Consider the following 25,773-nt stretch of genomic DNA (forward strand, 5'->3'; position numbering starts at 1 on the left):
TTTTCTCCTCCTATTATTCAATATTTTGAACTTGTTCTCTAATTTTTTCAATTATATTTTTTATGTCAATGACCATATTAGTCATTTCTATATCACTTGACTTTGAAGCAATAGTATTTGCTTCCCTATTCATTTCTTGAACAATAAAATCTAATTTTCTACCAATAGATTCATTAAGTACTAATGTATTTCTCATTTGCATTATATGACTTCTAAGTCTTATAATTTCTTCATCTACTGTTGCCTTATCTGCTAGTATAGCAATCTCCATAGCTAATCTTGTTTTATCAACTTCTTCTACATTTATAAGCTCTTTTATTCTCTCCTCAAGTTTTTCTTTATAAACCTTTGGAACTCTATCACCTATAGATTCTAGTTTAAATGAACCTTCTTCAATATACTCTAATTTAGAAAGTATATCTTCTCTTAGTTTATTACCTTCTTTTTCTCTCATATCTATCATTAAATCTAAAGATTCATTTACTAAATCTTTTATTTCTAAATATGTTTCTTCTAGATTCTCATTTTTTTCTACTATACTTAAAACTTCCGGAAATTTAGAAACTTTCGAAACTGTAATATCATTTTCAATTTCTAGTAATTCTGATATTTCATTTAACGCTTTATAATAACTCTTTGCAAGTTCTAAATCAACCATAACTTCATTACTTGATTTAGAATAACTTTTGAAGTTAATAAAAACATCAACCTTTCCTCTATTTAAACGGCTACTAATTAATACTCTTATTTTTTCTTCTAATGGCAACATAAATTTTGGCATTCTAATATTTGTATCTAAATACCTATGATTTACACTTTTCATCTCTATAGAAAAAATTCTCTGACTATCTTCTTTGCTTCTAGCTCTTCCAAAGCTAGTCATACTTCTAGCCACACATCTCCCCTCCTTCTTTTTTAAAGTATAATCATATATTACTTTGTGCATATCTATAAAGTCAATGCTTTGTTCGTAAAATATTAATATTTAAAGTTTATTTTTAACAAAAAAGTTTGTCTCCTAAAAGACAAACCCCCTCTCATTTATAATAAAAATAACTTAACTATAAAAATTATAGCTAGTACTATCATTACTCCTGACACTTTATTTTTTTCATTTTCTTCTTTTGCAAACAAAGTATTATAAATAATATTTATAAATACATATGATAAAACTCCAACTGTTAAACCATCCCCTATACTATACATAAGTGGCATACATGCTATTGTTAAAAATGCTGGAAATCCTTCTCTTATCTCTTCAAAATCAATATTTTTAACTGCTCCAAGCATTAAAAATCCAACATAAATTAAAGCTGGTGCTGTTGCACATGCAGGTATAGCTATAAAAATTGGCGAGAAGAACATTGCAATTAAAAATAAAACTCCTGTCGTAATTGCAGTCCACCCTGTTCTTCCTCCAGCTGCAACTCCTGTTGAACTCTCTACAAAGGTAGTTACTGTTGAAACTCCCATACAAGCACCTGCCGTTGTTCCTATAGCATCAACCATTAATGCCTTCCCTGCATTTGGAACATTCCCTTCTTCATCAAGCATACCTGCTCTTGAAGAAACTCCAACTAGCGTTCCTATTGTATCAAAGAAATCTACAAATAAGAATGTAAATACAATAGTTATTATAGGTCCTATTGCTTCAGGATTTAATAAATAATCTAATCTTAACTGACCTGCTATAGGCTTAATACTTTCAAACCTTATTATTCCATCCGGAAGATATATTCCAAGTGAAGCTGCATATGCTGGATCATATAAAGCATATCCCCATGCAGCAAGAGTAGATGCTACTATTCCTATAAGTATCGCACCTTTTACTCCTTTTTTATCTAAAATTGCTATAATTATAATTCCAAGTAATGCAACTAAAACTGTAGGTTTCATAAAATCTCCAATAGATACAAGAGTTGCATCATTTTGAACTACTAATCCACCACCTGTAAAACCAATAAATGCAATGAATAATCCAATTCCTGCTGTAACTGCAAATTTCATATTCATAGGAATAGCTTTTACAACTGCTTCTCTCATTTTAAATGCAGACATTAATATAAATATAATTCCTTCAATAAATACTGCTGTAAGTGCTACTTGCCATGGAATTTGATCTTTTAATACAACTGTATATGCAAAAAATGCATTTAATCCCATTCCTGATGCTAATGCAAAAGGTAAATTTGCAAAAGCTCCCATTAAAATAGTTGCAAATCCAGCTGCTAAACAAGTTGCTGTAACAAGTGCTCCTTTATCCATTCCTGTATCACCAAGAATATTAGGATTTACAGCAATAATATACGCCATAGTTAAAAATGTTGTCACCCCTGCAATAATTTCTTTTTTGAAATCTACATTTTTATTATCTAGAATTTCAAAAAATGATTTTTTCTCATTCATTCTCTTTTCCCCCTTAAAATAAAAAAGGTTGCTACAATTAAAAAACTAATCGTAACAACCTTAGAAGTTCATTCTTGTTGCTCATAGTTAGATATTTAAAGGTATCTAGTAGAAACGGTAACCCCTATTATTACCTTATATGAGTTATTTGTTAATATAATATTAACAAATTAAGCGAATGATGTCAACTTATTTAAATTTATTATTTCTTCAATTTCGAACTTTATTGCTTTCACTTTGCATATTTATTCGTCTATGAATTATGTTCATATAATCCACGTTCAAATATATCCATAATATCTTCGGATTTAACATCTGAATTTATTGCTATAAGCAACTTTATTCTAGCCTTTTGTCCTGGCATATTGTCTCCAAATATTACCCCCATATCTCTAAGTTGCTTTCCTCCACCTTCATATCCATAAGATTCATACACTCTACCTTCAAAACATCTTGAAACAATGACTACCGGAATATTTTTATCTAATGCATTTTTCACACCTTCAACCATCTTAGGTGGAATATTTCCTCTTCCCATTGCTTCAATTACTATACCACCAATTCCATTTTCAACTATGTAATTTAAATAGCTTGAATCCATTCCAGAAACACATTTAACTAAAGCTACATCCTTCTCTAGCTTTTCTGGACATAGCTTCATTCCTTTTTTTCCTTTTCTATAAAAAATAACTTTATTATTATCTACTATTCCAACAGGTCCAAAATTTGGAGTCCTAAATGCATTCAATGCCATTGAGTTAGCTTTCGTTACTTCTCTTGCATCATTTAATTCTCCATTAAAACAAACTATCACACCTCTTGATTTTGCTTCATCTGAAATAGCTGTACATATAGATGTAGCTAAATTAAATGGTCCATCATATCCAAGTTCCGAACTACTTCTCATAGCACCAGTTACTACAATTGGTTTCTTTGTTTTCACTGTAATATCTAAAAAATATGCTGTTTCTTCTAAAGTGTCTGTTCCATGAGTGATTACTACACCATCTATATCATCTCTATCTACTAATTTTTGTGTATACTTTGCAAGCTCTAACATAATGTCTGGAGTAATGTGTGGAGAAGGTAGACTAGAAAAACTATAATTCTCCACTTCAGCATGTCCTTCAATTCCTGTTACCATAGCCATTATCTCTTCTCCACTAAGACTTGGTACTGCCGCTTTTATTCTTTCATCTACCTTCATTGAAATAGTCCCACCATTAAATACAACTGCTACTTTTTTCATTATTTATTCCTCCTCTTTCTCCTTTGTTTTTTCTAAGATAATTTAAAAAGCTTTTCTTATCTTAAAATCAAACTTCTTTGTTTATTATATATTTTTTCAAATCTTTTATCCACTAATCTTTAAAATGTCTCCATTTTCAACTTTAGAGTTAAACCTTTTCTTTATTAATGGGTACATTGTTGCAATATATATATATTCCTCCTCATAATCAAAATTTAATACTACAACCATTTGAACTTCAATTCTCTTTATAAATTTCAAGGAGATACTATCTTTATTTTTATTTATACCTACATAATCTGGATTTTTAATAATTTTTTCAATTGTAGTGTTTATATTATTTTTTACATTTTTCGTTAATTGTTTTTTATGCTTTTTTCTTATATGCTTTAAAACACTCTTATCAATGTAAACCTCATTATTAAAACTTATCCCTAAATCTTTTAATAGTTTTTTATCTATCTTTCCAACTTTTTTATATGCATTATACTTTTTTTCCATAAACTTCACCAAGCCTTAGATTTTTTTGTATAAAATAATATCTCCTACTTTTAATATATTAATTAATTTTATTTTTGATTATATTATATGAAAAAAGGAAACTACTTTTATAGCTTCCTTTTTACTAATCTCTAATCTCTTATAAAATTATACAAATCAATCCACCATTACCTTCATTAATGATTTTTTGAAGTGTTTTTTGAATTTTATTTTGTACATCTTCTGGCATTTTATATAATTTCTTTTGAAGTCCTTCTTTTACTAAAACTTCTAAAGACTTTCCAAGCATATTACTTTGCCATAAAGTTGCAGGATCATTTTCAAATTGCTCTAAAAGTGATTTTACAAGCTCTTCTGACTCTTTCTCTGTTCCCATAATTGGACTTATTTCAGTTTGAATATTGGCCTTAATAAAATGTAATGATGGTGCACTTGCTTTTAATTTAACTCCATATTGCCCACCATGTTTTACTATTTCTGGCTCTTCAAACTTCATCTCTTTTAATTGTGGTGCTACTAAACCATATCCACTTTCATTTACATCTTTCAATGCATCCTTTACTTTATCATATTCTTTTTTTGCTGTATTCAATTCTTTTACTATACTTAAAAGATTTGTTTCTGAATCTACTTCTAACTCACACATTTCACTTAGTACTTTATAAAAAATACCCTCCTTAGGTTTCATTACTACATTTGCAGTTCCTACTCCTAGATCTATTTTTTTTATCGATGTCTCTCCTAAATTATCTTCTCCTTGCATAAAATCTAATGATAATTTAATATCTCTTACTTTTGATATGTTTTTGCTCATTCCCTTTATTATGTTAAAGAAATTTATTTTTAACCAGTGATCTGGTTCTAAATTTTCTAGCCATTCTGGAATATTTATATTAACTTCTTTTACTGGGAACTCTTTAAGTACTTGGCTAAATAATTCTTCTATATCAGCTTCATCCATATTAGATATATCCATTGGTTTTACAGATACATTATATTTTTTCTCCATTTCATTTTTTATATCTAATGTTTCTGGTGAGCTTGCTCTAGAACTATTTAATATAACTACAAATGGTTTATTTATAGCTTGAAGTTCTGCTATAACTCTTTCTTCTGCTTCTATATAATCTTCTCTCTCAAGTCCTGTTATACTTCCATCTGTTGTAATTACTAATCCAATTGTTGAATGATCTGTTATAACTTTTCTTGTCCCTATTTCTGCTGCATCTTCAAACGGAATCTCATAATCGTACCATGGAGTATTTACCATTTTAGCATCTTCTCCATCTAAATATCCTAACGCCTCTTTAACTATATATCCTACGCAGTCTACCATTCTTACTTTGAATTTAACATCCTCATCAATTTCAATTTCTACTGCCTCATTTGGAACAAATTTAGGTTCTGTTGTATGAATCATTTTCCCTGAACCACTTTGTGGAAGTTCATCCTTTGCCCTTTCCTTTTTAAAAGAGTTGTCTATCTTTGGTATTACCATAAGATCCATAAATTTCTTTATAAAAGTCGATTTCCCTGTTCTAACTGGTCCAACAACTCCTACATATATGTCTCCTTGGGTTCTTTCAGCTATGTCTTTATAAATTGTAAAGCTATCCAAGAGTCCTTACCTCCTAAGTATTTTTGATAATATATATATATTCTAAACTTTTCATTTATATACTCTTTTTTATATTTAAATGAATCTTTTTAAAATAATATTTTTCATACTCTATTAATATGTTTGTTTTAGAAATAGATACCTCTTTTTCTCTATTAATATAAAAAAAATAAAGCTATGTAAAAATTAATTTACATAGCTTTACTATAAAATTTTAATGAACTTCGTTTTTCTTTTCTCTTCCCATTAATTCTGAAACAACATCATCTGGATTTTTACCATTAAACAGAACACTATACAATCCCTCCGTTATAGGCATACTTACATTTATTTTGCTATTAAGTTCATGAAACGCCTTACAGGCTTTTACGCCTTCAACTACCATTCCAACCTCTTCTAAAGCTTCATCTAAAGTTTTCCCTTTACCTATAAGAATTCCTGCTCTTCTATTTCTTGAATGAAGAGATGTACATGTAACTATCAAATCTCCCATTCCTGTTAATCCATAAAATGTTTCTGCTTTTCCTCCAAGTGCTATTCCAACTCTTGAAATTTCTTTCATCCCTCTAGTCATAAGTGCTGCTTTTGAATTATCTCCATAACCTACACCATCACCAATTCCTGCTGCAAGTGCAATTATATTTTTAATTGCTCCTCCAACTTCTACACCAACAATATCATCATTAGTATATATTCTTAAAGAATTAGTCATAAATAACTCTTGAACTTTTTCTGCATATTCCATCTTGGTAGATGTTGAAACTAATGTTGTTGGAAGACCTATTGCAACTTCTTCTGCATGACTTGGTCCTGAAAGTATTACTATTGGATTTTCTAGTTCTTCTTCTAATACTTCTGATAATCTTTTGTTTGTTTCTGCTTCAATTCCTTTTGCTATTGATATCACAATTGTTTTCTCATTAATTTTAGCTTTTATCTCTTTTGCTATAGTTCGTATAACATGAGACGGCACTGCAATTACAAGATAATCCATACCATTAATAGCTTCATCTATATCTGTTGTTGCTTTAACATTTTTAGGAATAGAAAGACCTTTTATAAATTTATCATTTCTTCTATTCACATTTATATCAGTGCAAACATCTAAATTTCTATCGTATATTACGACACTTTCTCCTTTGTTTGCTAATTGTATTCCTAAGGCAGTTCCAAAACTACCTCCACCTATAAATCCAATCTTTTTCATTTTTATAACTTCCTTTCCCTATATTCTATTTGAATACCTGTTCCTTCAAAGTCAAAACTTTCTCTTAATTGGTTTTCTAAATATCTTTGATATGAGAAATGCGTTGCACTTGGATCATTTACAAAGAATATAAACTTAGGCGGCTTTGTAGCAACCTGAGTAGCATAATAAATTTTCATTCTTCTTATTCCTACAATTGGAGGTTCATTCATAAGAACTGCTCTACTAACAACATCATTTAAAATACCAGTTGATATTCTTTTTGAATAATTATCATAACATTTTCTAGCTACTTCTAAAACTTTATGACTTCTTTGTCCTGTTAATGCTGATATAAATAAATATTGTGCATATCCTAAAAATTTAAGCTTACCTTGTAAATCTTTTTTATACTTATCTAAAGTTTTATCATCTTTCTCTATAAGATCCCACTTATTTACTATTACCATAATAGCTTTTCTCATTTCATGAGCATACCCTATTATCTTCTCATCTTGCTCTGTTATTCCTTCTTCTGCATCTATCATTAAGATACATACATCTGCTCTTTCAATAGCAGTATAAGTTCTAATAACACTATATCTTTCTATTTCTTCTTTAACTTTACTTTTTCTTCTAATTCCAGCTGTATCTATTAAAATAAATTTACCTTCAGGTGTTTCTAGGTAGCTATCAATAGCATCTCTTGTAGTTCCTGGAACGTTTGATACTATTACTCTTTCCTCACCTAATAATCTATTTATAAGAGATGATTTTCCTACATTCGGCTTACCAATCATAGCAATTCTTATATATTCATCATCATCTTCTTCATCAGCATTTTTATCAAATCCTTCTACTATTCTATCAAGCATATCACCAAGTCCAAGCCCTTGAGATGCTGATATTGTAATTGGATCTCCAATTCCTAAGTTATAGAATTCCCACGCATTTTCTTCTTCTTTTAATGAATCTACCTTATTTACAACTAATACTACTGGTTTTTTACTTTTTCTAAGCATTGTAGCAACTTCTTCATCAGCTGCTGTTATACCTTCTTTTCCATCAACTATAAATACTATAACATCTGCAGTTTCAATAGCTATATTTGCTTGTCTTCTCATCTGCTTTACTATAATATCATCTCTTTCTGGCTCTATACCACCTGTATCTATCATTGTAAAATTATAATTTAACCACTCTGCTTGTGCATATACTCTATCCCTAGTAACTCCTGGAGTATCTTCAACTATTGAGATTCTCTTTCCAGCTAATCTATTAAATAAAGTAGATTTTCCAACATTAGGTCTTCCTACTATAGCAACTATTTGCTTACCCATTCTTTATTCCTCCTCGTTGTGTTTATTTAATAGTGATATTAAATCATCACCACTATAATCGCATACTATCACTTCTACATCTAATGCCTTTTCTATATCAGCTATAACTGTATCGTCTAACATAACAGGTACTTCTGAGCTTCCTGGTTCATATCCTCTTCTAAACATATTATCTGGCATTATTAAATATTTAGTCTGAATTTTCCCCTTAAGTTGTTCTATTATATCTCTTCCTGTTATAAGACCTGATACTGTTATTGTATCGCCATAAAAATTATTTATTATTTCCCTAACATCTATTTTTATTTTAGAATTTTTTTCTGTTATTTTATTCATAACAGACTTAACTTCTTCATATGCTAGAGCACCTGTGACACTTGTATAATCTCCACCTTTAGTTAAATCTAAATCTTTAAGGTCTTCCATTATTCTATTTCTAAAATATCTGATAGATCCTACTCCATCTTCAATTTGTGAATATCCATCATAAAAGTTTGCATCTGGAACATCAATTCCTGCTACAACATAAAACTCGTCTGAAAGTCTTACAAAAGGTTCTCCAACTTCTTTATAAAAATCATCTTGCATTTGTTTTATAAAGTTTATAGTATCTATTGATTCTTCTTTTGTAAATCTTCTAAGTTTTTTAAGATTTTCTCTAAATTTAGTCATCCCTATTGGTACAACTGCAACATTATTTACATATGGATAAAGATTATAAAGATCCCTTATAGTTCTTTTTAATTCTTCTCCATTATTTATATCTGGTATACACACTATTTGAGCATGCATATGTATGCCTTCTTTAGCAAGCCTCTCCATTCTTTCATAAACTGCACCTGCAAACCTATTATTTAGCATTTCTCGTCTAAGTTCTGGATTAGTTGTATGTACTGATATATTTATTGGGCTTATATGATATTTTATTATTCTATCAATATCTTCATCTTTCATATTTGTTAATGTAACAAAATTTCCTTGAAGAAAAGACAGTCTTGAATCATCATCTTTAAAATAGATTGTTTCTCTCATTCCTTTTGGGTTCTGATCTATAAAACAAAAAATGCACTTATTAGTACAACTTTTTGCTTTATCCATTATCCCTCCACCAAATTCAAGCCCAAGTTCTTCACCTGGTTCTTTTTCTATTTCAATATCCCAAACCTCTCCATCAGCTTTTTCTATTTGTAATGTTAATTCATCATCTACTGATAGAAATCTATAGTCAATAATATCATCAATATCTTTATCATTTATAGATAGTAGAAAATCTCCTACTTCAATTCCAACTTCTTCTGCAATACTTTCAGGAAGGACTTCTTTAATCATATTTTTCATATTATTTCACTCCCTTTAATAAAACTAGTGTTTCTTAGTTATATTACATTAATATATATATATAGTCAATAAATTACGTCTAGTTTTGTTTTATATTAATAATAAATACACCTTAAAAAAAGATAGGTTTTTATAAAACCTATCTCTAATCATTTAAATCTACATATTCTCCATTTTTTATAAATATTATACATTCACAAATATTAGTTATATGGTCTCCCATTCTTTCTAAATATTTTGATACAAACATAAGCCTAGTTCCCGTTGAAATTTTGCTATCATCTTTCTTTATAAGTGCTAAAATATTATCAAAAACTTCATTGTACATTCTATCTATCTCATCATCTAATTTACAAATTTTATATGCAAAATCAAAATCCCTCTCCATATAGGCTTTTATCGAAAGTCTTAACATACTAATTATTTTCTCTTCCATCATCCAAAGCTTCTGTGCTTCATCAATATAGCTATCTCTTTTATTTGAAAGTGCAATCTTACAAATATCTACTGTATGATCTGACATTCTTTCTATATCAGTAACTATTTTAGTGGCTGTAAATACTCTTCGTAAATCCTTTGCTACTGGTTGTTCTGTAGCTATAAACTTTATACATTCCTCTTCTATTTCCTTTTGAAGTAAATCAATTTTATCATCATACTCAATTGCATTTTTAGCAAGTTCTAAATCATTCTCCTTTAATGATTCCATAGCCATTTCAAATTGCTCTATAAAACCATTTGCCATATTATATATTTTTTTATTTATATCAGTTATTTTTATATGTTGCCCTTCTCTCGTCATAGCTTCCTCCTCTTATCCAAATCTTCCTGTAATATAATCTTCTGTTCTCTTATCTTTTGGTTTATAAAAAATATCCTCAGTCTTCCCATACTCTATAACTTCTCCATTTAAGAAAAACGCTGTTTTATCTGCAATTCTTCCTGCTTGTTGCATATTATGAGTTACTATAATTACCGTATAATCTTTTTTAAGAGTTTCTATAAGTTCTTCAACTTTATTTGTAGATATTGGATCTAATGCTGATGTAGGCTCATCCATAAGAATTATTTCTGGTGATACTGCAAGTGTTCTTGCTATACATAATCTTTGTTGTTGTCCACCCGAAAGACCCATTGCTGATTTTTTAAGTCTATCTTTAGTTTCTTCCCAAAGAGCTGCTCCTCTTAAACTTTTTTCTACTATTTTATCTAAAGTTTTTTTATCTTTTATTCCATGTATTTTAGGTCCATATGCTACATTTTCATAAATAGACATAGGAAATGGATTAGGTTTTTGAAATACCATTCCAATTCTTTTTCTAAGTGCAATTTCATCATACTCATTAAAAATATTCTGCTCTTCAAATAAAACTTCGCCTTCAATCTTTACACTATCAATTAAATCATTCATCCTATTTATAGTTCTTAAAAATGTAGATTTTCCACATCCTGAAGGTCCTATTAATGCAGTTACTTCATTTTTATTTATTTTTATATTTATATTTCTTAATGCTTTGTTTGTCCCATAATATAATTCTAAATTTTTAGTTTCTATTATACATTTATTCTCCATTGTATTTTCTCTCCAATCTATTTCCTATTAACTTAGCAACCACATTAAATAAAAGTACCATAATTATAAGAACCGCCGCCGTTCCATTGGCTATTTTAGCTGCATCTGGAACTATTCCTTCAGAGTTTAATTTCCATATATGCACTGCTAAAGTTTCTGCTGGTCTAAATAATGAAAATGCTGATGTACTATTTGTAAGACTTATTGAACTAAAATCTAGTCCTCCTGAACTTAGTCCTGCAGTATAAAGAAATGCTGCAGCTTCTCCAAAAATTCTACCTGATGAAAGAATTATTCCTGTCAATATTTCTCTCATTGCAGTTGGAAGTATTACTCTTCTTATTGTTTGCCATCTACTTGCTCCAAGGCCTAACGATGCTTCCTTAACTCTTTTTGATGCTACTCGTATAGCATTCTCTGAAATTCTAGTCATTCCAGGAATGTTTAATATGCTTACCGATAATGCTCCTGCTATTATTGAATACCCAAAGCCACACATATTTACAAAAATAAGCAGTCCAAACATTCCTATTACAATTGAAGGTAAGCTTGACATTGTCTCTAAACAAAGTCTTATTGCTCTTAACATAAACCCTTCTTTAGCATATTCTGCTAAGTATATTCCTGCACCAACGCCTATAGGAACTGTTATTAAAAGTGATATTATTAGCATATAAACAGAGTTAAATATTTGTGGTCCTATTCCTCCACCTTTTGATGTCATATTAGGTTTACTAGTTAAAAAGTCAAAAGATATCATTCCTATACCTTCTTTTAATACATAAATTAGAAAAAAGGCTAAAATAAATACCACTGCCATACTAACTGCATAAAATACTCCTGTTGCTATTTTATCTTTTATTTTTGCATTCATTTATTTTTCACCCTTTCTTTCAAATTTTCTAATTATTAATATAAATGTAAATGAAACTATCAGAAGCATTAAAGCCATAGACCAAAGCGAATTATTCCACGCAGTTCCTGATACTGTATTGGCCATATCCATAGTTAAAATACTTGTAAGTGTTGTCGCTGAATTTGTTAAACTATCTGGAAGTCTTACTGCATTTCCAATTACCATTTGAACTGCAAGCGCCTCACCAAAAGCTCTCGCTACTCCAAGAACTACTCCTGTAAGAATTCCTCCTTTTGCTTCCCTTATTATTACATTCTTTATAGTTTGCCATCTTGTTGCTCCAAGTCCATAAGAACCTTCAATATGTTCTTTTGGTACTGCTTTAATTGCATCTATAGAAAGAGTTGCTATTGTTGGCAGTATCATTATTGATAAAACTATTATTCCTGCTAAAAGTGAAAAGCCTGTCCCACCAAAAATTTCTTTAATTTTAGGTACTATAACCGATACTCCTACCCATCCGTACACTACAGAAGGTATTCCTACTAATATTTCTAATGATGGCTTTATCACCTTCTCTCCAAGTCTTTTAGATATAACATTTGAAAATATACCAAGTGCTACTCCAATAGGTGCACTTATTATTACAGCACCTATTGAAACTGCTATTGATCCTAATATAAATGATAATGCCCCAAAACTTTGAGTACTTCCACCTGGATTCCAATTATCTGTAAATAAGAAATCTAAAACATGTACACCGTTTTCTGTGAATAATTTTATTCCTTTTGCCCCTATAAAAAGTATAATTAGCCCTGTTATTAATACTATTCCTAATGCACAGATTGACGAAAATCCTTTTCCTAAATAATCATTTATAAATTTTTCTTTAAAGCTTCTTTTATTCATTTACCTCACCTATTTATTCTTTTATTTCGCTACCCTGTATAAGACCTAATTCCTCTATTGTTTCTGCATTCTTTTCTCCACCAACAAAATCTATAAACTCTTTCACATCGCTTGTTGGCTCACCTTTTGTATACATATGCCCCCATGACCAAAAATCATATTTTCTATTTTTAATATTATCACCTGTTGGCTCCACTCCATCAATTGAAACTAACTGTAACGCATCTTTAGCTTCATCTGTTTTCATATAAGTCATTGCTACATAGCTTATGCTACCTGGATGCTTTTTCATAGTATTTAAAACAGCTCCATTACTATCTTGAGTAGCACCTATTGAATCATTTTCAATTTCTTTGTCTCCCCCTAAAATTGTTTGCGTAAATGTTGCTCTTGTTCCTGATGATTCTGGTCTATGAATAACCATTATTTCTAAATCTTTTCCACCAACTTCTTTCCAATTCTTAACCTTTCCTGAGAATATATCTTTAATTTGTGCCTTTGTTAAATTTGTTACTCCAGCTTCTTTACTTGTAACTACCGCAAATCCTTGTGCTACAACTTTATGATCAACTAATTCTTTTGCCTCTTTCTCTCCTAACTTCTCTTGTGCAAAAACATCTGAATTTCCTATATTTACAGCTCCTTCTAATACTTGTGAAAGTCCTGTTCCAGATCCCCCTGCTTGTGCATTTATAACTACATTCTTATTTTCTTCTCCATATTTTTCAATTGAACTTTCCATTAATGGAAGCATTGCTGAAGAACCACTTATTGTTATTGTTTTCTTTTCCTCTTCTTTATTGTCCGCCCCGCATCCTAAAAATACTCCTACTGATAATGTTAATACCCCTGCTAAACATAGTAATTTCAAATTTCTCTTTTTCATTTTTATATCCCCTTTTTTTAATTTCTTTTCCCTATATCTTAATAATATCTCATAAATATTAAACTAATATTATCTTTAAATTAAGCTAATATTATCACTAAGTTAAAAAAATTTAACATAAAAAGACCTTAGAAGATTTAAAATCTTCTAAGGTCCTCTTTATATATGTTTAACTTTAAATGTAAATATTGAACCTTTTCCATATTCCGACTCTACTAAAATATCGCCTCCAAAGCTTTTTGATATATGTTTAACTATAGCAAGGCCAAGCCCTGTTCCATTTCCTTTTCTTGATTTATCTACACGATAAAATCTTTCAAAAATTCTTGGCAAATCTTCTTTTGGTATTCCATATCCATTATCAATTACCTTTAAAATATAATATTCGTTTTCACTATAACTTTCTATTTTTAATACTTTATTATCATCTGAATATTTTATTCCATTTTCAACTAAGTTTATTACAATTTGTAAAAACTTATCTTTATGTCCTAATATTTTTTCTTTATTTTTACTTACATACTCTAGTTTTATATTTTTCTTTTTTCCATGTTCATTTAATAATTGCATAGAATCTTCTATTACTTCATCTGGATAAAATTCTACTAAATCTTCACTACTTCTACTTTCTAAGTTAGATAAAATTAAAATATCATCAATTAAAATCCTTAGCCTATCAGATTCTTTGTCTATAATATTTAAAAATTTTTCCTTAGTTTCATTATCATCAACATACTTTAGTGTTTCAGCAAAACCTTTTATAGATGTTAAAGGTGTTTTAAGTTCATGTGATACATTCGCTACAAATTGGCTTCTCATATTTTCAAGTCTTTTCATTTCTGTAATATCTTGAATTGATATTACAAGTCCTATTTTATCATAGGCATTTATAATTGAACTTTTCTTTACTCTTACTATTCTTCTAATAGGACTCTTTATTTTCACTTCTTTTTCTTTTTCATATTCTTCCAATACAAGTTTATCATAAAGTCCTATATCTATTACATCTCTTATCTTCGTTCCTACAACATTTTCATTTATTCCTAATATTTTTTTTGCATAAGGATTAATTAAAATTACCTCTTCATTTTTTCCTAATGCAACTACTCCACTTTGCATACATCTTAAAATAGATTCTAATTTCGTTTGCTTATCTACAACTTCACTTATCTTTCCTTGAAGTTGCTCTGCCATATTATTAAAACTTTTTCCTAAATGCCCAAGTTCATCATTAGAAATAACTTCTATTCTTGTCTCTAAATCACCGTTTGCTATTTTTGACGATACATAATCTAAATTTTTTATTGGATCTATTATTATTCTTACAAGCTTTAACGCTAATGCTATAGACAATGCTAATACAATAGCTAGTACTAAAAGATAATAACTGATATCTTTTGTATGTAATATCTCTAGACTTCCTATAGGAACACCACTTCTTATAATATCTCCACTTTGTAACTTTAAAGTTGAAAATATCATATCATTATTATAGTATGGACTATATCCCTCATAAAATCCTACATTATTAGGCTTTATATTGATATATTCTTTAGCTTTAAAATCTACTTTTTCATCTGTCTTCTTATTATCAAACAATACTTTTCCATCTTTGTTACAAATAGTAACACTTATTATATTGTCATTTATTTTTAACAAATCTACATTTTCCTTATTCATAGTTGTCCACTTTGACATTATAAGATTATAATTAGCTAGCATATCTTTCGTATTATTAACTTCTTGCATACTAACTAGTGCAAAAAAAGATGTAGTTATTATTACAAGTGCAAATATAACTGTTATTATTACAGACGTTAATATCTTCTTTTTCATTTAACCATTAAACCTATATCCAAGACCTCTTATAGTCTCAATTAATTTTGGATTTTTATCATCTTCTTCAATTTTTTTTCTTATATATCTTATATGAACATCTATAGTTCTTGTATCTCCAATAAATTCATATCCCCATATTTTATCTAATATAGTTTCTCTATTTAATATTCTTCCTTTATTTTTAACTAAAAACTCTAAAACTTCAAACTCTTTTAATGTAAATTCTATTTTCTGATTATCTATTAATACCTCACGTCTAAAATAATCAATTTTTATTCTTCCATTATCATAACTTTCCTCAAATCCAACTTCTTTTCTACCACTTCTTCTAAGTACAGCTTTCACTCGTGCTAAAAGTTCTCTCACTGAAAAAGGTTTTGTTATATAGTCATCTGCGCCAAGTTCTAACCCTAATATTTTATCTAATTCTTCACCTTTAGCAGTAACCATTATTATAGATGTATCTACAAGTTCATTATCCCTTTTAATCTCTTTACATACATCTAATCCATCTATTTTAGGTATCATTAAATCTAATAGCATTAAATTTGGTTTTATTTCTTTAGCAATTTTTAATGCATCTTCTCCATTATTAGCTATATAAACTTCATACCCTTCATTTTTAAAATTAAATCTTAAAAGTTCTAATATATTTTCCTCATCATCTACTATTAATACTTTTTCTTTAGACAAAATCTTATTCCCCCTTATTTTATGATAGCAAATGTAAATAATCTTCCATAAGCACCATCTGATTTTCTATATGAATGCAGTTTAATTTTCTCTTCACAATATGTGCATAAATTTAAACTAAATATATTTTCTTCTTTCACACCAAATTTTAAACAATCCCTTTCTATAACTTTTTCCATACTTAAATTTCTTCCATCAAAAAGTTCTTTTTCTTCTATTTTAGTTTCATTTAAAAATCTATCTTTAAGTTCTTCAGATATTTCATAACAACATTTTCTTATATGTGGTCCTATATATACCTTCACTTCATCTTTTGAAATCTCAAACTCTTTCTCCATTTTTGAAAGTGTTTTATAAACAATATTGCTTATTGTCCCTTTCCATCCACTATGTACAGCACCTATAACATTACCGCATTTTATAATTATTGGAACACAATCAGCTGTAAATGCACCTATCATAATATTTCTTTCCTCTGTTATTATTGCATCTCCTTCTCTTTCATTAAATTTTTCTTCTTTATTGCATGTATAAATAACATCAGAATGAATCTGCTTTAAATAAAATATTTCATTTACTTCAAATTCTTCTTTCAAACTATTTAAGCATTCTCTTCCTTCATCTGTATTTCTATTAAAACTTCTATTTTCTTCAGCAGTTGAAAAACCAATAATTATATTTCCATCTTCTAAAATTAAGCAATCATTTTTTCTTTCTAAATCTTCAAATCTTAAATTAATCATCTCTTCCTCCTAAGTCATATACATACACTATAAATTTAAAATACTACTCTCTTTTTATTTTAATTACGTTTCATTTATAATTTTATCATCTTATTAACATTTTATCTATAATAATAAGATTAAGTATTTTTAACAAAAAAACACTCACAACATGAGTGTTTTCTTTACTCTTTAATTAAACTGTTTATTTCTTCCATGAAAGTATTTATATCTTTAAACTGTCTATACACTGATGCAAATCTTACATAAGATATTTCATCAATTCCTTTCAAGATTTCCATAACCATTTCACCTATTCGTTGTGATTGGATTTCAGTTATCATTTTATTTGATATTCTTTTTTCTATGTCATCTGCTATCTTTTCTATTTGATCTCTTGATACAGGTCTTTTTTGACAAGCTATTATAAGCCCATTTATTATTTTTTCTTTATTAAAGTTTTCTCTTGTAGAGTCTTTCTTTATAACTAGCATTGGAATATCTTCAATCTTTTCATATGTAGTATATCTTTTTCCACAACTTGTGCATTCTCTTCTTCTTCTGATTGTAGAATTATCTTCTGTTGATCTTGAATCTACAACCTTACTTTCATTATAAGAACAAAAAGGACATCTCATAATTTATTCACAACCTTTCTGTAGATTTTTTAACTCTTTAGTTTTATTATACATAGTTTTACCTATTATGACTAGATTTATCTACTTTTTCTTATCTATACCCATTATTCTCCATATTAATAATACCTAAACTTTCCATAGATACTAGTATTACATCCATTCCTATTTTCTTGACATTTTCCCATGGAATTTCAATTTCATCGTCTCTTTGAAACCACCCTTTATTTTCACCTGGAAGTATTAGTGCTTCTACTTTATCATTTTCACAATCTATTTTAATATCTGATATCAACCCAAGTCTCTGCCCTGTAGTTATTTCAATTACCTCCATATTTCTCATTGAATTAATTGAATGTAAATTTTCTTCCATTTTTTCTTCCCCCTTTTTAGAATTATAAAAAAATATATGGCCCTTATTATTTTATTCAAAAAAATAATAAAAAGAACTCTTAAGAGTTCTTTTTTATATATGTTTTCTCATATGTTTTAGCGCTGTTTTTTCAAGTCTTGATACTTGTGCTTGTGATATTCCTATTTCATCAGCTACCTCCATTTGAGTTCTTCCTCTAAAAAATCTTAAATTTAATATTAGTTTTTCCCTATCTGTTAATTTTTTCATAGCTTCATTTATCGAAATATTTTCAAGCCAAGCTTCATCTGTATTTTTTACATCACTTATTTGATCCATTACATATATTGCATCTCCACCATCATGATATATAGGTTCAAATAAAGATACTGGATCTTGAATAGCATCTAATGCGAATACAACCTCTTCTCTTGGAATATTTAACTCTTTAGCTATCTGAGATATATTTGGTTCCTTATTATTTTCTTTTATTAACTTATCTCTAACTAAAAGTGCTTTATATGCAATATCACGCAATGACCTACTTACTCTTATTGAGTTATTATCTCTTAAATATCTTCTTATTTCTCCTATAATCATAGGAACAGCATATGTAGAAAACTTAACATTTTGGGATAAATCAAAATTATCAATTGCTTTCATAAGCCCTATACATCCTACTTGAAATAAGTCATCAACATTTTCCCCTCTATTATTAAATCTTTGTATTACACTTAAAACCAATCTTAAATTTCCTTTTATGAATGTTTCTCTAGCATTTGGATCTCCACTTTGCATATTTTCTAAAAGCTCTCTTTTTTCTTTTTCTTTTAATACTGGTAATTTCGCCGTATTTACACCACATATTTCAACTTTGTTAATTATCACTTTTTGTCAACTCCTTTAGAAGTAATATCACCATAATAAACATTATTTCCGATAGAGTTAACTTTTATACTAAAGACAAACTTTAAACCATCTTACTAATTTCTTTTTTTAATCTACTTATTATTTTTTTCTCTAATCTAGATATATAAGATTGGGATATTCCTAGCATATCAGCTACTTCCTTTTGTGTTTTTTCTTCTGTTCCATTTAATCCAAATCTTAATTTAACAATTTCTTTCTCTCTTTCATTTAAATTTTTTAATGCAATAAATAACAATTGCTTGTCCACTTCATCCTCAATCATATTATATACTATATCATTTTCTGTTCCTAATATATCTGATAGCAATAATTCATTTCCATCCCAATCAATATTTAATGGTTCATAGAATGAAATTTCTGCTTTTATTTTACTATTTCTTCTAAGATACATTAGAATTTCATTTTCTATACATCTTGAAGCATATGTTGCAAGTTTTATCTTTTTTTCAGTATTAAATGTATTTACTGCTTTTATTAATCCAATAGTTCCCACTGAAATCAAATCCTCTACATATACCCCTGTGTTTTCAAATTTTCTTGCTATATATACCACTAATCTCAAGTTTCTTTCAATTAACGTACTTCTAACCTTTTCTTCCCCACTCCCAAGTTTTTCTAAAAGATTCTCTTCTTCATCTTTAGATAATGGTGGTGGAAGAGCATCACTTCCTCCTACATAATGAAGATTCCCTCCTTTAACTCCAAACATATTTACCATTTTATTTAATAAAATATTGAAATTAAAACATTTCTTTTTTTCTATTGCTCTATTTTCATCTTCTACTTCTTCCTTCAATAAGTGAATTGCTCTCATTTTATAATTCTCAAATTCTATTTTATTTATCTCTTTCATAAATCCTCCTATATAACCCCTCTTGATATTAACCCACTAAATTCATTTTCATTACTTAACTTATCATCACAAGGACAAATTATTCCTTCTATTTCTCTCCATACCTCTCCATCTTTTAGTATTTTTATTCCCTTCACTCTAAATCCATATAATCCACCTGAATATCCAATTGCTCTGTATGGAATCTTATACATTTCCTCTTTACTTCTCTTTATATTTTTAAGTTTTTCCTTTTCAATTAAAATACAAGGTAAATTTGTCACTGGTTCTCTCAACTCGTTTCCTGAATCTAAAAAACCTTTAATAATTATTTCTTTATTATCTATTTTCAAATTTATATCATATATAAAGTTTGATACAATATTTCTATCTCTAATTAATGTTGTTATCCTCTCTAAACTTATAAATACTATAAAAATTCCTAACATTAAATATCTAACATTAAAATTTTTTATTACAACTCCATCAATTAATGTATATTTTTGAGTACTTATAATAAACTTAAATAGAAGACCACTTAATAAAAATGAATTTGCCATAAACGTAATAAATCCTCGTATAAGTCTACTTCTACTTCTTTCTACACTAGGTATATATATCATTAAAAAAGCTACTATAATCTGTATATATATAACTTTTAAAAAGCCTAACCCCTCTATAACCATACAAAGACTATACACACCTGCTAAAAAGCTTATAAATAATGCCTTTTTGAAAGAATATTCATACTTTAATACTTTAAATGTTATTATTATAATAAATAAGTTCGCAATAAAATTTTCCATTATTAAGACATCTAAATATAATCTCATAAGCCCCCTCCTCATATAAAATTATATAACTAAGCCTCTTAAAATTTTGTCATAAATTATATTTAAATTCATATTTTCTTTCCATTTTTTTTTACATAATAACCTATTAAACTTCAATTTAAATAATTAAAATATTTTTATCTTTAAAATTCTTATATTTTACATTTAAATTTATCTAATTTCCTAAATATGTTTTCTTTTCTTATACTATGCTATAATTTATAGATAGCCTAAAATAGAAAGGATTTTATTAATGAGAATAAATAAACTTTTTAGTAATTACGGTATTTGTTCTAGAAAAGAAACAAATACCTTTATACAAAACAATCGTATTATCGTAAATGGAGAATTAGCTTTTGAAGGTCAGTGGGTTGAAGAAACTGATATTATTTTACTAGATGGAAAACAAATTAAAAAAGAACCCCCTATTTATTTAGTCTTTAATAAGCCAAAAGGAGTCTTATGTTCTCTAGATTCAAGCTTACCTAATAACATTTTTGATTTTTTAAAATATCCAAAATATATTTTCCCAATTGGTAGATTAGATAAAGATTCTGAAGGTCTTATACTTTTAACTAATGATGGTGAATTTGCTAACTCCTTAATAAATTCAGAAAATCATCATGATAAAGAATATATAGTAAAAGTAAATCGCTCTTTTTCCGATGATTTTCTAAATTCTATGTCTAAAGGAGTTCCTATATTAGATACTATAACAAGACCTTGTAAGCTAACTCGAATTTCTGATGACACTTTTTCTATCATTCTAACCCAAGGTTTAAATAGACAAATACGACGTATGTGTCTTCATTTTCATTTTAGAGTAATTTCTCTAAAGAGAACTAAAATTTTAAATATAAACCTTTCTAATCTCCCCGTTGGATTCTATAGAAATTTAACTACATTTGAATTACATAACTTAAAAAACTCTCTTTTAAAATAAAAATACCTTCTATCATAACGATAGAAGGTATTTAAAATTATCTTTTTCTTAAGAATGTTGGTATTGAAAGATCCACATCATTTCCATAAGAGTCATCTGAAATACTTGTATTTTCTTCTTCAGTTGCAGCAACTTCTTCTTTTACTTCCTCTTTTATTACTGGCTTTTCAATAACTTTCTTTATTTCAACCTTTGGCTCTGCAGACATCATTTCTTCTTCGAAACCTGTTGCAATTACAGTTATTCTAATTTCATCATTTAAAGTTTCATCTATAACTGCTCCAAATATAATATTTGCATCTTGATCAACTGATTCTCTAATTACATCAGCTGCTTCATAAACTTCTAAAGCTCCAAGGTCAGCTCCTCCTGTAAAGTTTAAAATTACTCCACTAGCTCCTTCAATAGAAGTTTCAAGAAGTGGTGAACCTATAGCTTCTCTTACAGCATCCGATGCTCTGTTGTCTCCACTACCATGTCCTACACCCATGTGTGCTAATCCTTTATTTAACATAACTGCTTTTATGTCAGCAAAGTCAGCATTAATTACTCCTGTTATAGTAATAAGATCTGAGATTGCTTGAACCCCTTGTCTTAATACATCATCAGCAAGTTTAAATGAATCTAATAATGTTGTTTTCTTATCTGCCATTAATAATAATCTTTCATTTGGTATTATTACTAATGTATCTACTTTCTCTTTTAACTTAGCTATACCCATTTCGGCATGTCTCATTCTTCTTTTACCTTCAAATGGGAAAGGCTTAGTAACAACTCCTACTGTTAATATATCTAATGATTTAGCAAGTTCTGCTACTACCGGTGCTGCACCTGTTCCAGTTCCACCACCCATACCAGCAGTTATGAATACCATATTAGCCCCTTTTATAGTTGCCTTTATTTCTTCTATACTTTCCTCTGCTGCTTTTTGTCCAATTTCTGGATTAGCTCCAGCTCCTAGACCTTTTGTAAGCTTATCTCCAATTTGAATCTTCTGATTCGCATGAGATAGCATTAGTGCTTGCTTATCTGTATTTATAGCTATAAACTCAACATTCTTAAGTCCTTCAACTATCATTCTATTAACGGCGTTACTTCCTCCGCCTCCACATCCAATAACTTTTATATTAGTTAATTCTTGCATATCCACTTCAAAATCTAACAAACTAATTCCTCCCTTAGAACATATCTCCTAGAAAACTTTTAAGTTTTCCTATGATACTTTTATTTTCACTCTCATGTTTTTGTCTTTCTTCTTTTTCTTTATTATATGACTCTTCTTCTGTCTCTTTCACATTAAACTGTCTCGTAAAGTTTAAATTTTCTTCATATATTAATTCTAACCTATCATGCACCTCTTTAACAATAGCTAATGAAGTAATATTTGAAATATTTTGCATTCCAAAGTCATTTTTTGTTGCGAGCATTATCTTTTTATCTTTAAATTTCTGATGTACAACTTCATTTACACCTTGAAAATTGGTTATAGCATCACCACATAGAATTATACTACAAATATCATTATAATTTCTAGCCTTTTTTAATTCATTTTTTACATAATTAAGAATTTCTTCAATTCTTGCCTCACATACATTGTAAAAAAGTTCTTTATCTACATTTTTTCCTTTTATAATAACCTCTTTACTACCTTTATCTTTTATAGCACTTTTATAGTTTGAACTAAATTCTTCTTTTATATTCTCCGCTTCAAATAAAGGAAGTGCTAAACAAATTGATAAATCATTAGTTATATTTTTACCTCCAAGAGGTATTGATATAAGTTCTTTTAGTCCTTTCTTCTCAATAACTGAGATTTCAGTAAAGCTATTTCCAATTTGTACTAATGCTAAATCTTCTTTAAGCATTTTTTCTGAGAAGAATATTTTTCTTAAAGCAATCTGATTTATTAAAAAGCCTTTGATTGAATATTTAGTGCCTCTAATTAACTTTCTATATGTATTCAAAATTTCTGATTTCACTTGTATTACTGAAAGATTTAACTCTAATACAACACCTTTTTTTGAAACTACTGTATTTATACTACTTTTTCCATCAAGTTTATAATAATTTATTATTATATCAGCAATCTCATATCCTTCTTGAGGATCTATCTTTGCTTTTACTTCATCTAATATTTTTTTAATGTCTTTTACTTTAACTATATCTTCTATCACTATTTGTGCCGGTATTTCATAATGTTTAATATCACTAACTGGTAACCCAAAATATATTTCATTTATCTTTTTCCCTGTTTTTTCCTCTAATTTACTCAAGGCTTCTTCAAAATAAATTCTACATTTATCTTCGTTTACTATTACTCCATTTTCTACACCACGCACATTAACACAAGAACTTCCTAGTACTTCAACATCCTCTCCTTTTCTACTTACTCCCATTGATGCTGAAATTTTATGTGTTCCTATATCTACGGCTGTAATTAAAAACTCTTGCATTTTAAAGCCTTACCTCCTACTATTTGTTCCAAATTTTAAAATCCTCTTTTTATTATACCTTGTAATTCTCTTTTTATAATAGATAAAATAATTAATACTTTATTAATTATTTTATCTACATCCCTTTAATATCTCATTAACCTTTCAAACATTTCTTTATCTACAGAATAATCATTTGCAACTTCGTATTCAACTTCTCCATTTTTAACTAATGTAGAAAGTGCCATATCCATAGTTTTCATTCCTTTAGAACCACCTGTTTGAATAGCTGCTTCTATTTGATGAGTTTTTCCTTCACGAATTTGATTTTGTATAGCTGGTGTTATAGTCATTATTTCTAATGCAGCACATCTTCTACCCTCTATATTCGGAATAAGTTGTTGTGATATTATACCTTGAAGTACCGCAGCTAGTTGCACCTTTATCTGTTGTTGTTGATGAACTGGAAATACATCTATAATTCTATCAACCGTTTTTGCTGAACCTATTGTATGAAGAGTTGATAAAACTAAATGTCCTGTTTCAGCTGCTGTAACTGCAATACTTATAGTTTCTAAATCTCGCATCTCTCCAATTAATATAATATCCGGATCTTCTCTTAACAAAGATTTTAATGCTTCACTATAGCTAACACTATCTTTTCCTATTTCTCTTTGATTCACAATACATTTTTTGTGAGCATGTAAATACTCTATAGGATCCTCTAATGTTATTATATGCTCATTTCTTGTTTTATTTATTTCATCAATCATTGCAGCAAGTGTAGTACTTTTACCACTTCCTGTTGGTCCTGTTACTAAAACAAGCCCTCTTCTTTTTTTACACAATTCTTTTAATATAGTCGGATGATTTAAATCTTCTAATGTAGGAGTTTTAGAATTTACAACCCTTAGCGCCAATGCATTTGACCCTCTTTGCTTAAACGCATTAACCCTAAATCTTCCTATATTCTCTAATGAGTAAGCTAAATCCATTTCACCATGCTTATCATATTCTTCAAATCGTTCTTTTAATATTTTTTTAGTGAATTCTCTCACATCCTCAACTTTTAGTATTTCGTCTCCTAGTTTCTTTAAATATCCATTAATTCTAATCATTGGTGGAACTCCCACCGTTAAGTGAATATCTGATCCTCCTTTTAGTACTGTTTCTGTTAAAAGTTCATTTAATAAATACATACCCTTCCCCCATCTTTAATAACCATTATATACTTATGTAATTACTTTTTTTTAAATCTCTCTTTTTTAATGAGAGATTTAAGTTTCATCACATATTCTTTGAGTACAAAACCTTATGCAGTTTTTTCAAAGCTTTTTTTTCAATTCTTGAAACATACGACCTAGATATGTTTAAAAGTGTTGCAATCTCTCTTTGAGTCTTGCATTTTCCATCTTGTAATCCATATCTCATTATTATTATATCACGTTCTCTTTTACTTAGTGAATCCTCCATTTTAGTATATAAAGCTTTTATTTCTAAATTACTTTCTACCTTTTCTAAAACTGAGTCCTTTTCACTACTCAGTACATCAATTAAACAAATTTCATTTCCTTCTTTATCTACGCCTATTGGATCTTGTAAATAAACTTCCCCCTTTTGTTTTTTATTATTTCTAAATAGCATTAAAATTTCATTTTCAATGCATCTGGATGCATATGTGGCAAGCCTCGTTCCCTTAT

General features: G+C 28.5%; 26 protein-coding genes and 1 riboswitch. Of the genes, 1 reads left to right on the forward strand and 25 read right to left on the reverse strand.

The window, feature by feature from the left end; translation table 11 throughout:
- Nucleotides 1-13 precede the first annotated feature (13 nt).
- The 21 genes from ACRDDY_RS06785 to ACRDDY_RS06885 form a co-directional block, all read right to left on the reverse strand.
- Complete coding sequence (locus tag ACRDDY_RS06785; protein ID WP_438564206.1) at nt 14-895, reverse strand: YicC/YloC family endoribonuclease; 882 nt, start codon at nt 893-895, stop codon at nt 14-16.
- A 146-nt stretch (nt 896-1,041) separates the two neighbouring features.
- Entirely contained in the window at nt 1,042-2,406 is a 1,365-nt protein-coding gene (locus ACRDDY_RS06790) for an NCS2 family permease (RefSeq protein ID WP_438564207.1), read from the reverse strand.
- Nucleotides 2,407-2,470: 64 nt separating this feature from the next.
- Nucleotides 2,471-2,569, reverse strand: a riboswitch (purine riboswitch).
- 90 nt (nt 2,570-2,659) lie between these two features.
- A complete protein-coding gene (locus tag ACRDDY_RS06795; RefSeq protein WP_438564208.1) occupies nt 2,660-3,655 on the reverse strand; it encodes an asparaginase in 996 nt (331 codons plus the stop codon).
- A gap of 105 nt (nt 3,656-3,760) precedes the next feature.
- Entirely contained in the window at nt 3,761-4,156 is a 396-nt protein-coding gene (locus tag ACRDDY_RS06800; protein WP_438564209.1) for a PBECR2 nuclease fold domain-containing protein, read from the reverse strand.
- Between the two features lie 139 nt (nt 4,157-4,295).
- Nucleotides 4,296-5,774: a stage IV sporulation protein A gene (gene spoIVA / locus ACRDDY_RS06805; RefSeq protein ID WP_438564210.1), complete on the reverse strand. Its 1,479-nt coding sequence runs from the start codon at nt 5,772-5,774 to the stop codon at nt 4,296-4,298.
- Between the two features lie 214 nt (nt 5,775-5,988).
- Nucleotides 5,989-6,981: an NAD(P)H-dependent glycerol-3-phosphate dehydrogenase gene (locus tag ACRDDY_RS06810; RefSeq protein WP_438564211.1), complete on the reverse strand. Its 993-nt coding sequence runs from the start codon at nt 6,979-6,981 to the stop codon at nt 5,989-5,991.
- 2 nt (nt 6,982-6,983) lie between these two features.
- Entirely contained in the window at nt 6,984-8,300 is a 1,317-nt protein-coding gene (gene der / locus ACRDDY_RS06815) for a ribosome biogenesis GTPase Der (protein WP_438564212.1), read from the reverse strand.
- Between the two features lie 3 nt (nt 8,301-8,303).
- Nucleotides 8,304-9,638, reverse strand: coding sequence for a DUF512 domain-containing protein (locus ACRDDY_RS06820; RefSeq protein WP_438564213.1), 1,335 nt, complete (start codon nt 9,636-9,638; stop codon nt 8,304-8,306).
- Nucleotides 9,639-9,783: 145 nt separating this feature from the next.
- Entirely contained in the window at nt 9,784-10,440 is a 657-nt protein-coding gene (gene phoU, locus ACRDDY_RS06825; protein ID WP_438564214.1) for a phosphate signaling complex protein PhoU, read from the reverse strand.
- Between the two features lie 12 nt (nt 10,441-10,452).
- The gene (pstB, locus tag ACRDDY_RS06830) at nt 10,453-11,211 is read right to left on the reverse strand and encodes a phosphate ABC transporter ATP-binding protein PstB (protein ID WP_438564215.1); all 759 of its coding nucleotides are present in this window, start codon (nt 11,209-11,211) and stop codon (nt 10,453-10,455) included.
- Nucleotides 11,201-12,085 carry a phosphate ABC transporter permease PstA gene (gene pstA, locus ACRDDY_RS06835; protein WP_438564216.1) on the reverse strand — a complete coding sequence of 295 codons (885 nt, stop codon included), beginning with the start codon at nt 12,083-12,085 and terminating at the stop codon, nt 11,201-11,203. The genes pstB and pstA overlap by 11 nt, the downstream gene beginning before the upstream one ends.
- Nucleotides 12,086-12,976 carry a phosphate ABC transporter permease subunit PstC gene (gene pstC / locus ACRDDY_RS06840; RefSeq protein WP_438564217.1) on the reverse strand — a complete coding sequence of 297 codons (891 nt, stop codon included), beginning with the start codon at nt 12,974-12,976 and terminating at the stop codon, nt 12,086-12,088. It abuts the gene before it with no gap.
- A gap of 13 nt (nt 12,977-12,989) precedes the next feature.
- Nucleotides 12,990-13,862, reverse strand: a complete 873-nt coding sequence (locus tag ACRDDY_RS06845) for a phosphate ABC transporter substrate-binding protein (RefSeq protein WP_438564218.1) — start codon at nt 13,860-13,862, stop codon at nt 12,990-12,992.
- Nucleotides 13,863-14,021: 159 nt separating this feature from the next.
- Nucleotides 14,022-15,698, reverse strand: a complete 1,677-nt coding sequence (locus tag ACRDDY_RS06850) for an ATP-binding protein (protein WP_438564219.1) — start codon at nt 15,696-15,698, stop codon at nt 14,022-14,024.
- A complete protein-coding gene (locus ACRDDY_RS06855) occupies nt 15,699-16,394 on the reverse strand; it encodes a response regulator transcription factor (protein ID WP_438564220.1) in 696 nt (231 codons plus the stop codon).
- Nucleotides 16,395-16,408: 14 nt separating this feature from the next.
- A complete protein-coding gene (locus ACRDDY_RS06860) occupies nt 16,409-17,137 on the reverse strand; it encodes a polyphenol oxidase family protein (protein ID WP_438564221.1) in 729 nt (242 codons plus the stop codon).
- Between the two features lie 164 nt (nt 17,138-17,301).
- Nucleotides 17,302-17,754, reverse strand: coding sequence for a transcriptional regulator NrdR (gene nrdR / locus ACRDDY_RS06865; RefSeq protein ID WP_438564222.1), 453 nt, complete (start codon nt 17,752-17,754; stop codon nt 17,302-17,304).
- 91 nt (nt 17,755-17,845) lie between these two features.
- Nucleotides 17,846-18,124, reverse strand: a complete 279-nt coding sequence (locus ACRDDY_RS06870; RefSeq protein ID WP_438564223.1) for a YlmC/YmxH family sporulation protein — start codon at nt 18,122-18,124, stop codon at nt 17,846-17,848.
- A 93-nt stretch (nt 18,125-18,217) separates the two neighbouring features.
- Nucleotides 18,218-18,991 (reverse strand): RNA polymerase sporulation sigma factor SigG, encoded by a 774-nt coding sequence (gene sigG / locus ACRDDY_RS06875; RefSeq protein ID WP_438564224.1) that lies wholly within the window; start codon nt 18,989-18,991, stop codon nt 18,218-18,220.
- Between the two features lie 82 nt (nt 18,992-19,073).
- Nucleotides 19,074-19,886, reverse strand: a complete 813-nt coding sequence (gene sigE / locus ACRDDY_RS06880; protein ID WP_438564225.1) for an RNA polymerase sporulation sigma factor SigE — start codon at nt 19,884-19,886, stop codon at nt 19,074-19,076.
- Nucleotides 19,887-19,894: 8 nt separating this feature from the next.
- Nucleotides 19,895-20,698, reverse strand: coding sequence for a sigma-E processing peptidase SpoIIGA (locus ACRDDY_RS06885; RefSeq protein ID WP_438564226.1), 804 nt, complete (start codon nt 20,696-20,698; stop codon nt 19,895-19,897).
- Between the two features lie 253 nt (nt 20,699-20,951).
- On the opposite strand from ACRDDY_RS06885, the gene ACRDDY_RS06890 reads away from it, so the two are divergent.
- A complete protein-coding gene (locus ACRDDY_RS06890) occupies nt 20,952-21,641 on the forward strand; it encodes a pseudouridine synthase (RefSeq protein ID WP_438564227.1) in 690 nt (229 codons plus the stop codon).
- A gap of 37 nt (nt 21,642-21,678) precedes the next feature.
- Here the strand turns inward: ACRDDY_RS06890 and ftsZ are convergent, their stop codons facing one another.
- The 4 genes from ftsZ to ACRDDY_RS06910 all read right to left on the reverse strand — a co-directional run.
- Nucleotides 21,679-22,806, reverse strand: a complete 1,128-nt coding sequence (gene ftsZ, locus ACRDDY_RS06895; protein WP_438564228.1) for a cell division protein FtsZ — start codon at nt 22,804-22,806, stop codon at nt 21,679-21,681.
- A gap of 13 nt (nt 22,807-22,819) precedes the next feature.
- Nucleotides 22,820-24,094 (reverse strand): cell division FtsA domain-containing protein, encoded by a 1,275-nt coding sequence (locus ACRDDY_RS06900; RefSeq protein WP_438564229.1) that lies wholly within the window; start codon nt 24,092-24,094, stop codon nt 22,820-22,822.
- Between the two features lie 125 nt (nt 24,095-24,219).
- Complete coding sequence (locus ACRDDY_RS06905; protein WP_438564230.1) at nt 24,220-25,272, reverse strand: type IV pilus twitching motility protein PilT; 1,053 nt, start codon at nt 25,270-25,272, stop codon at nt 24,220-24,222.
- A gap of 88 nt (nt 25,273-25,360) precedes the next feature.
- Nucleotides 25,361-25,773: sigma-70 family RNA polymerase sigma factor (locus ACRDDY_RS06910; RefSeq protein WP_438564231.1), on the reverse strand; the 413-nt coding region annotated here is incomplete at its 5' end.

This window comes from Clostridium sp. (assembly GCF_051656525.1).
Classification (GTDB): Bacteria; Bacillota; Clostridia; order Clostridiales; family Clostridiaceae; genus Clostridium.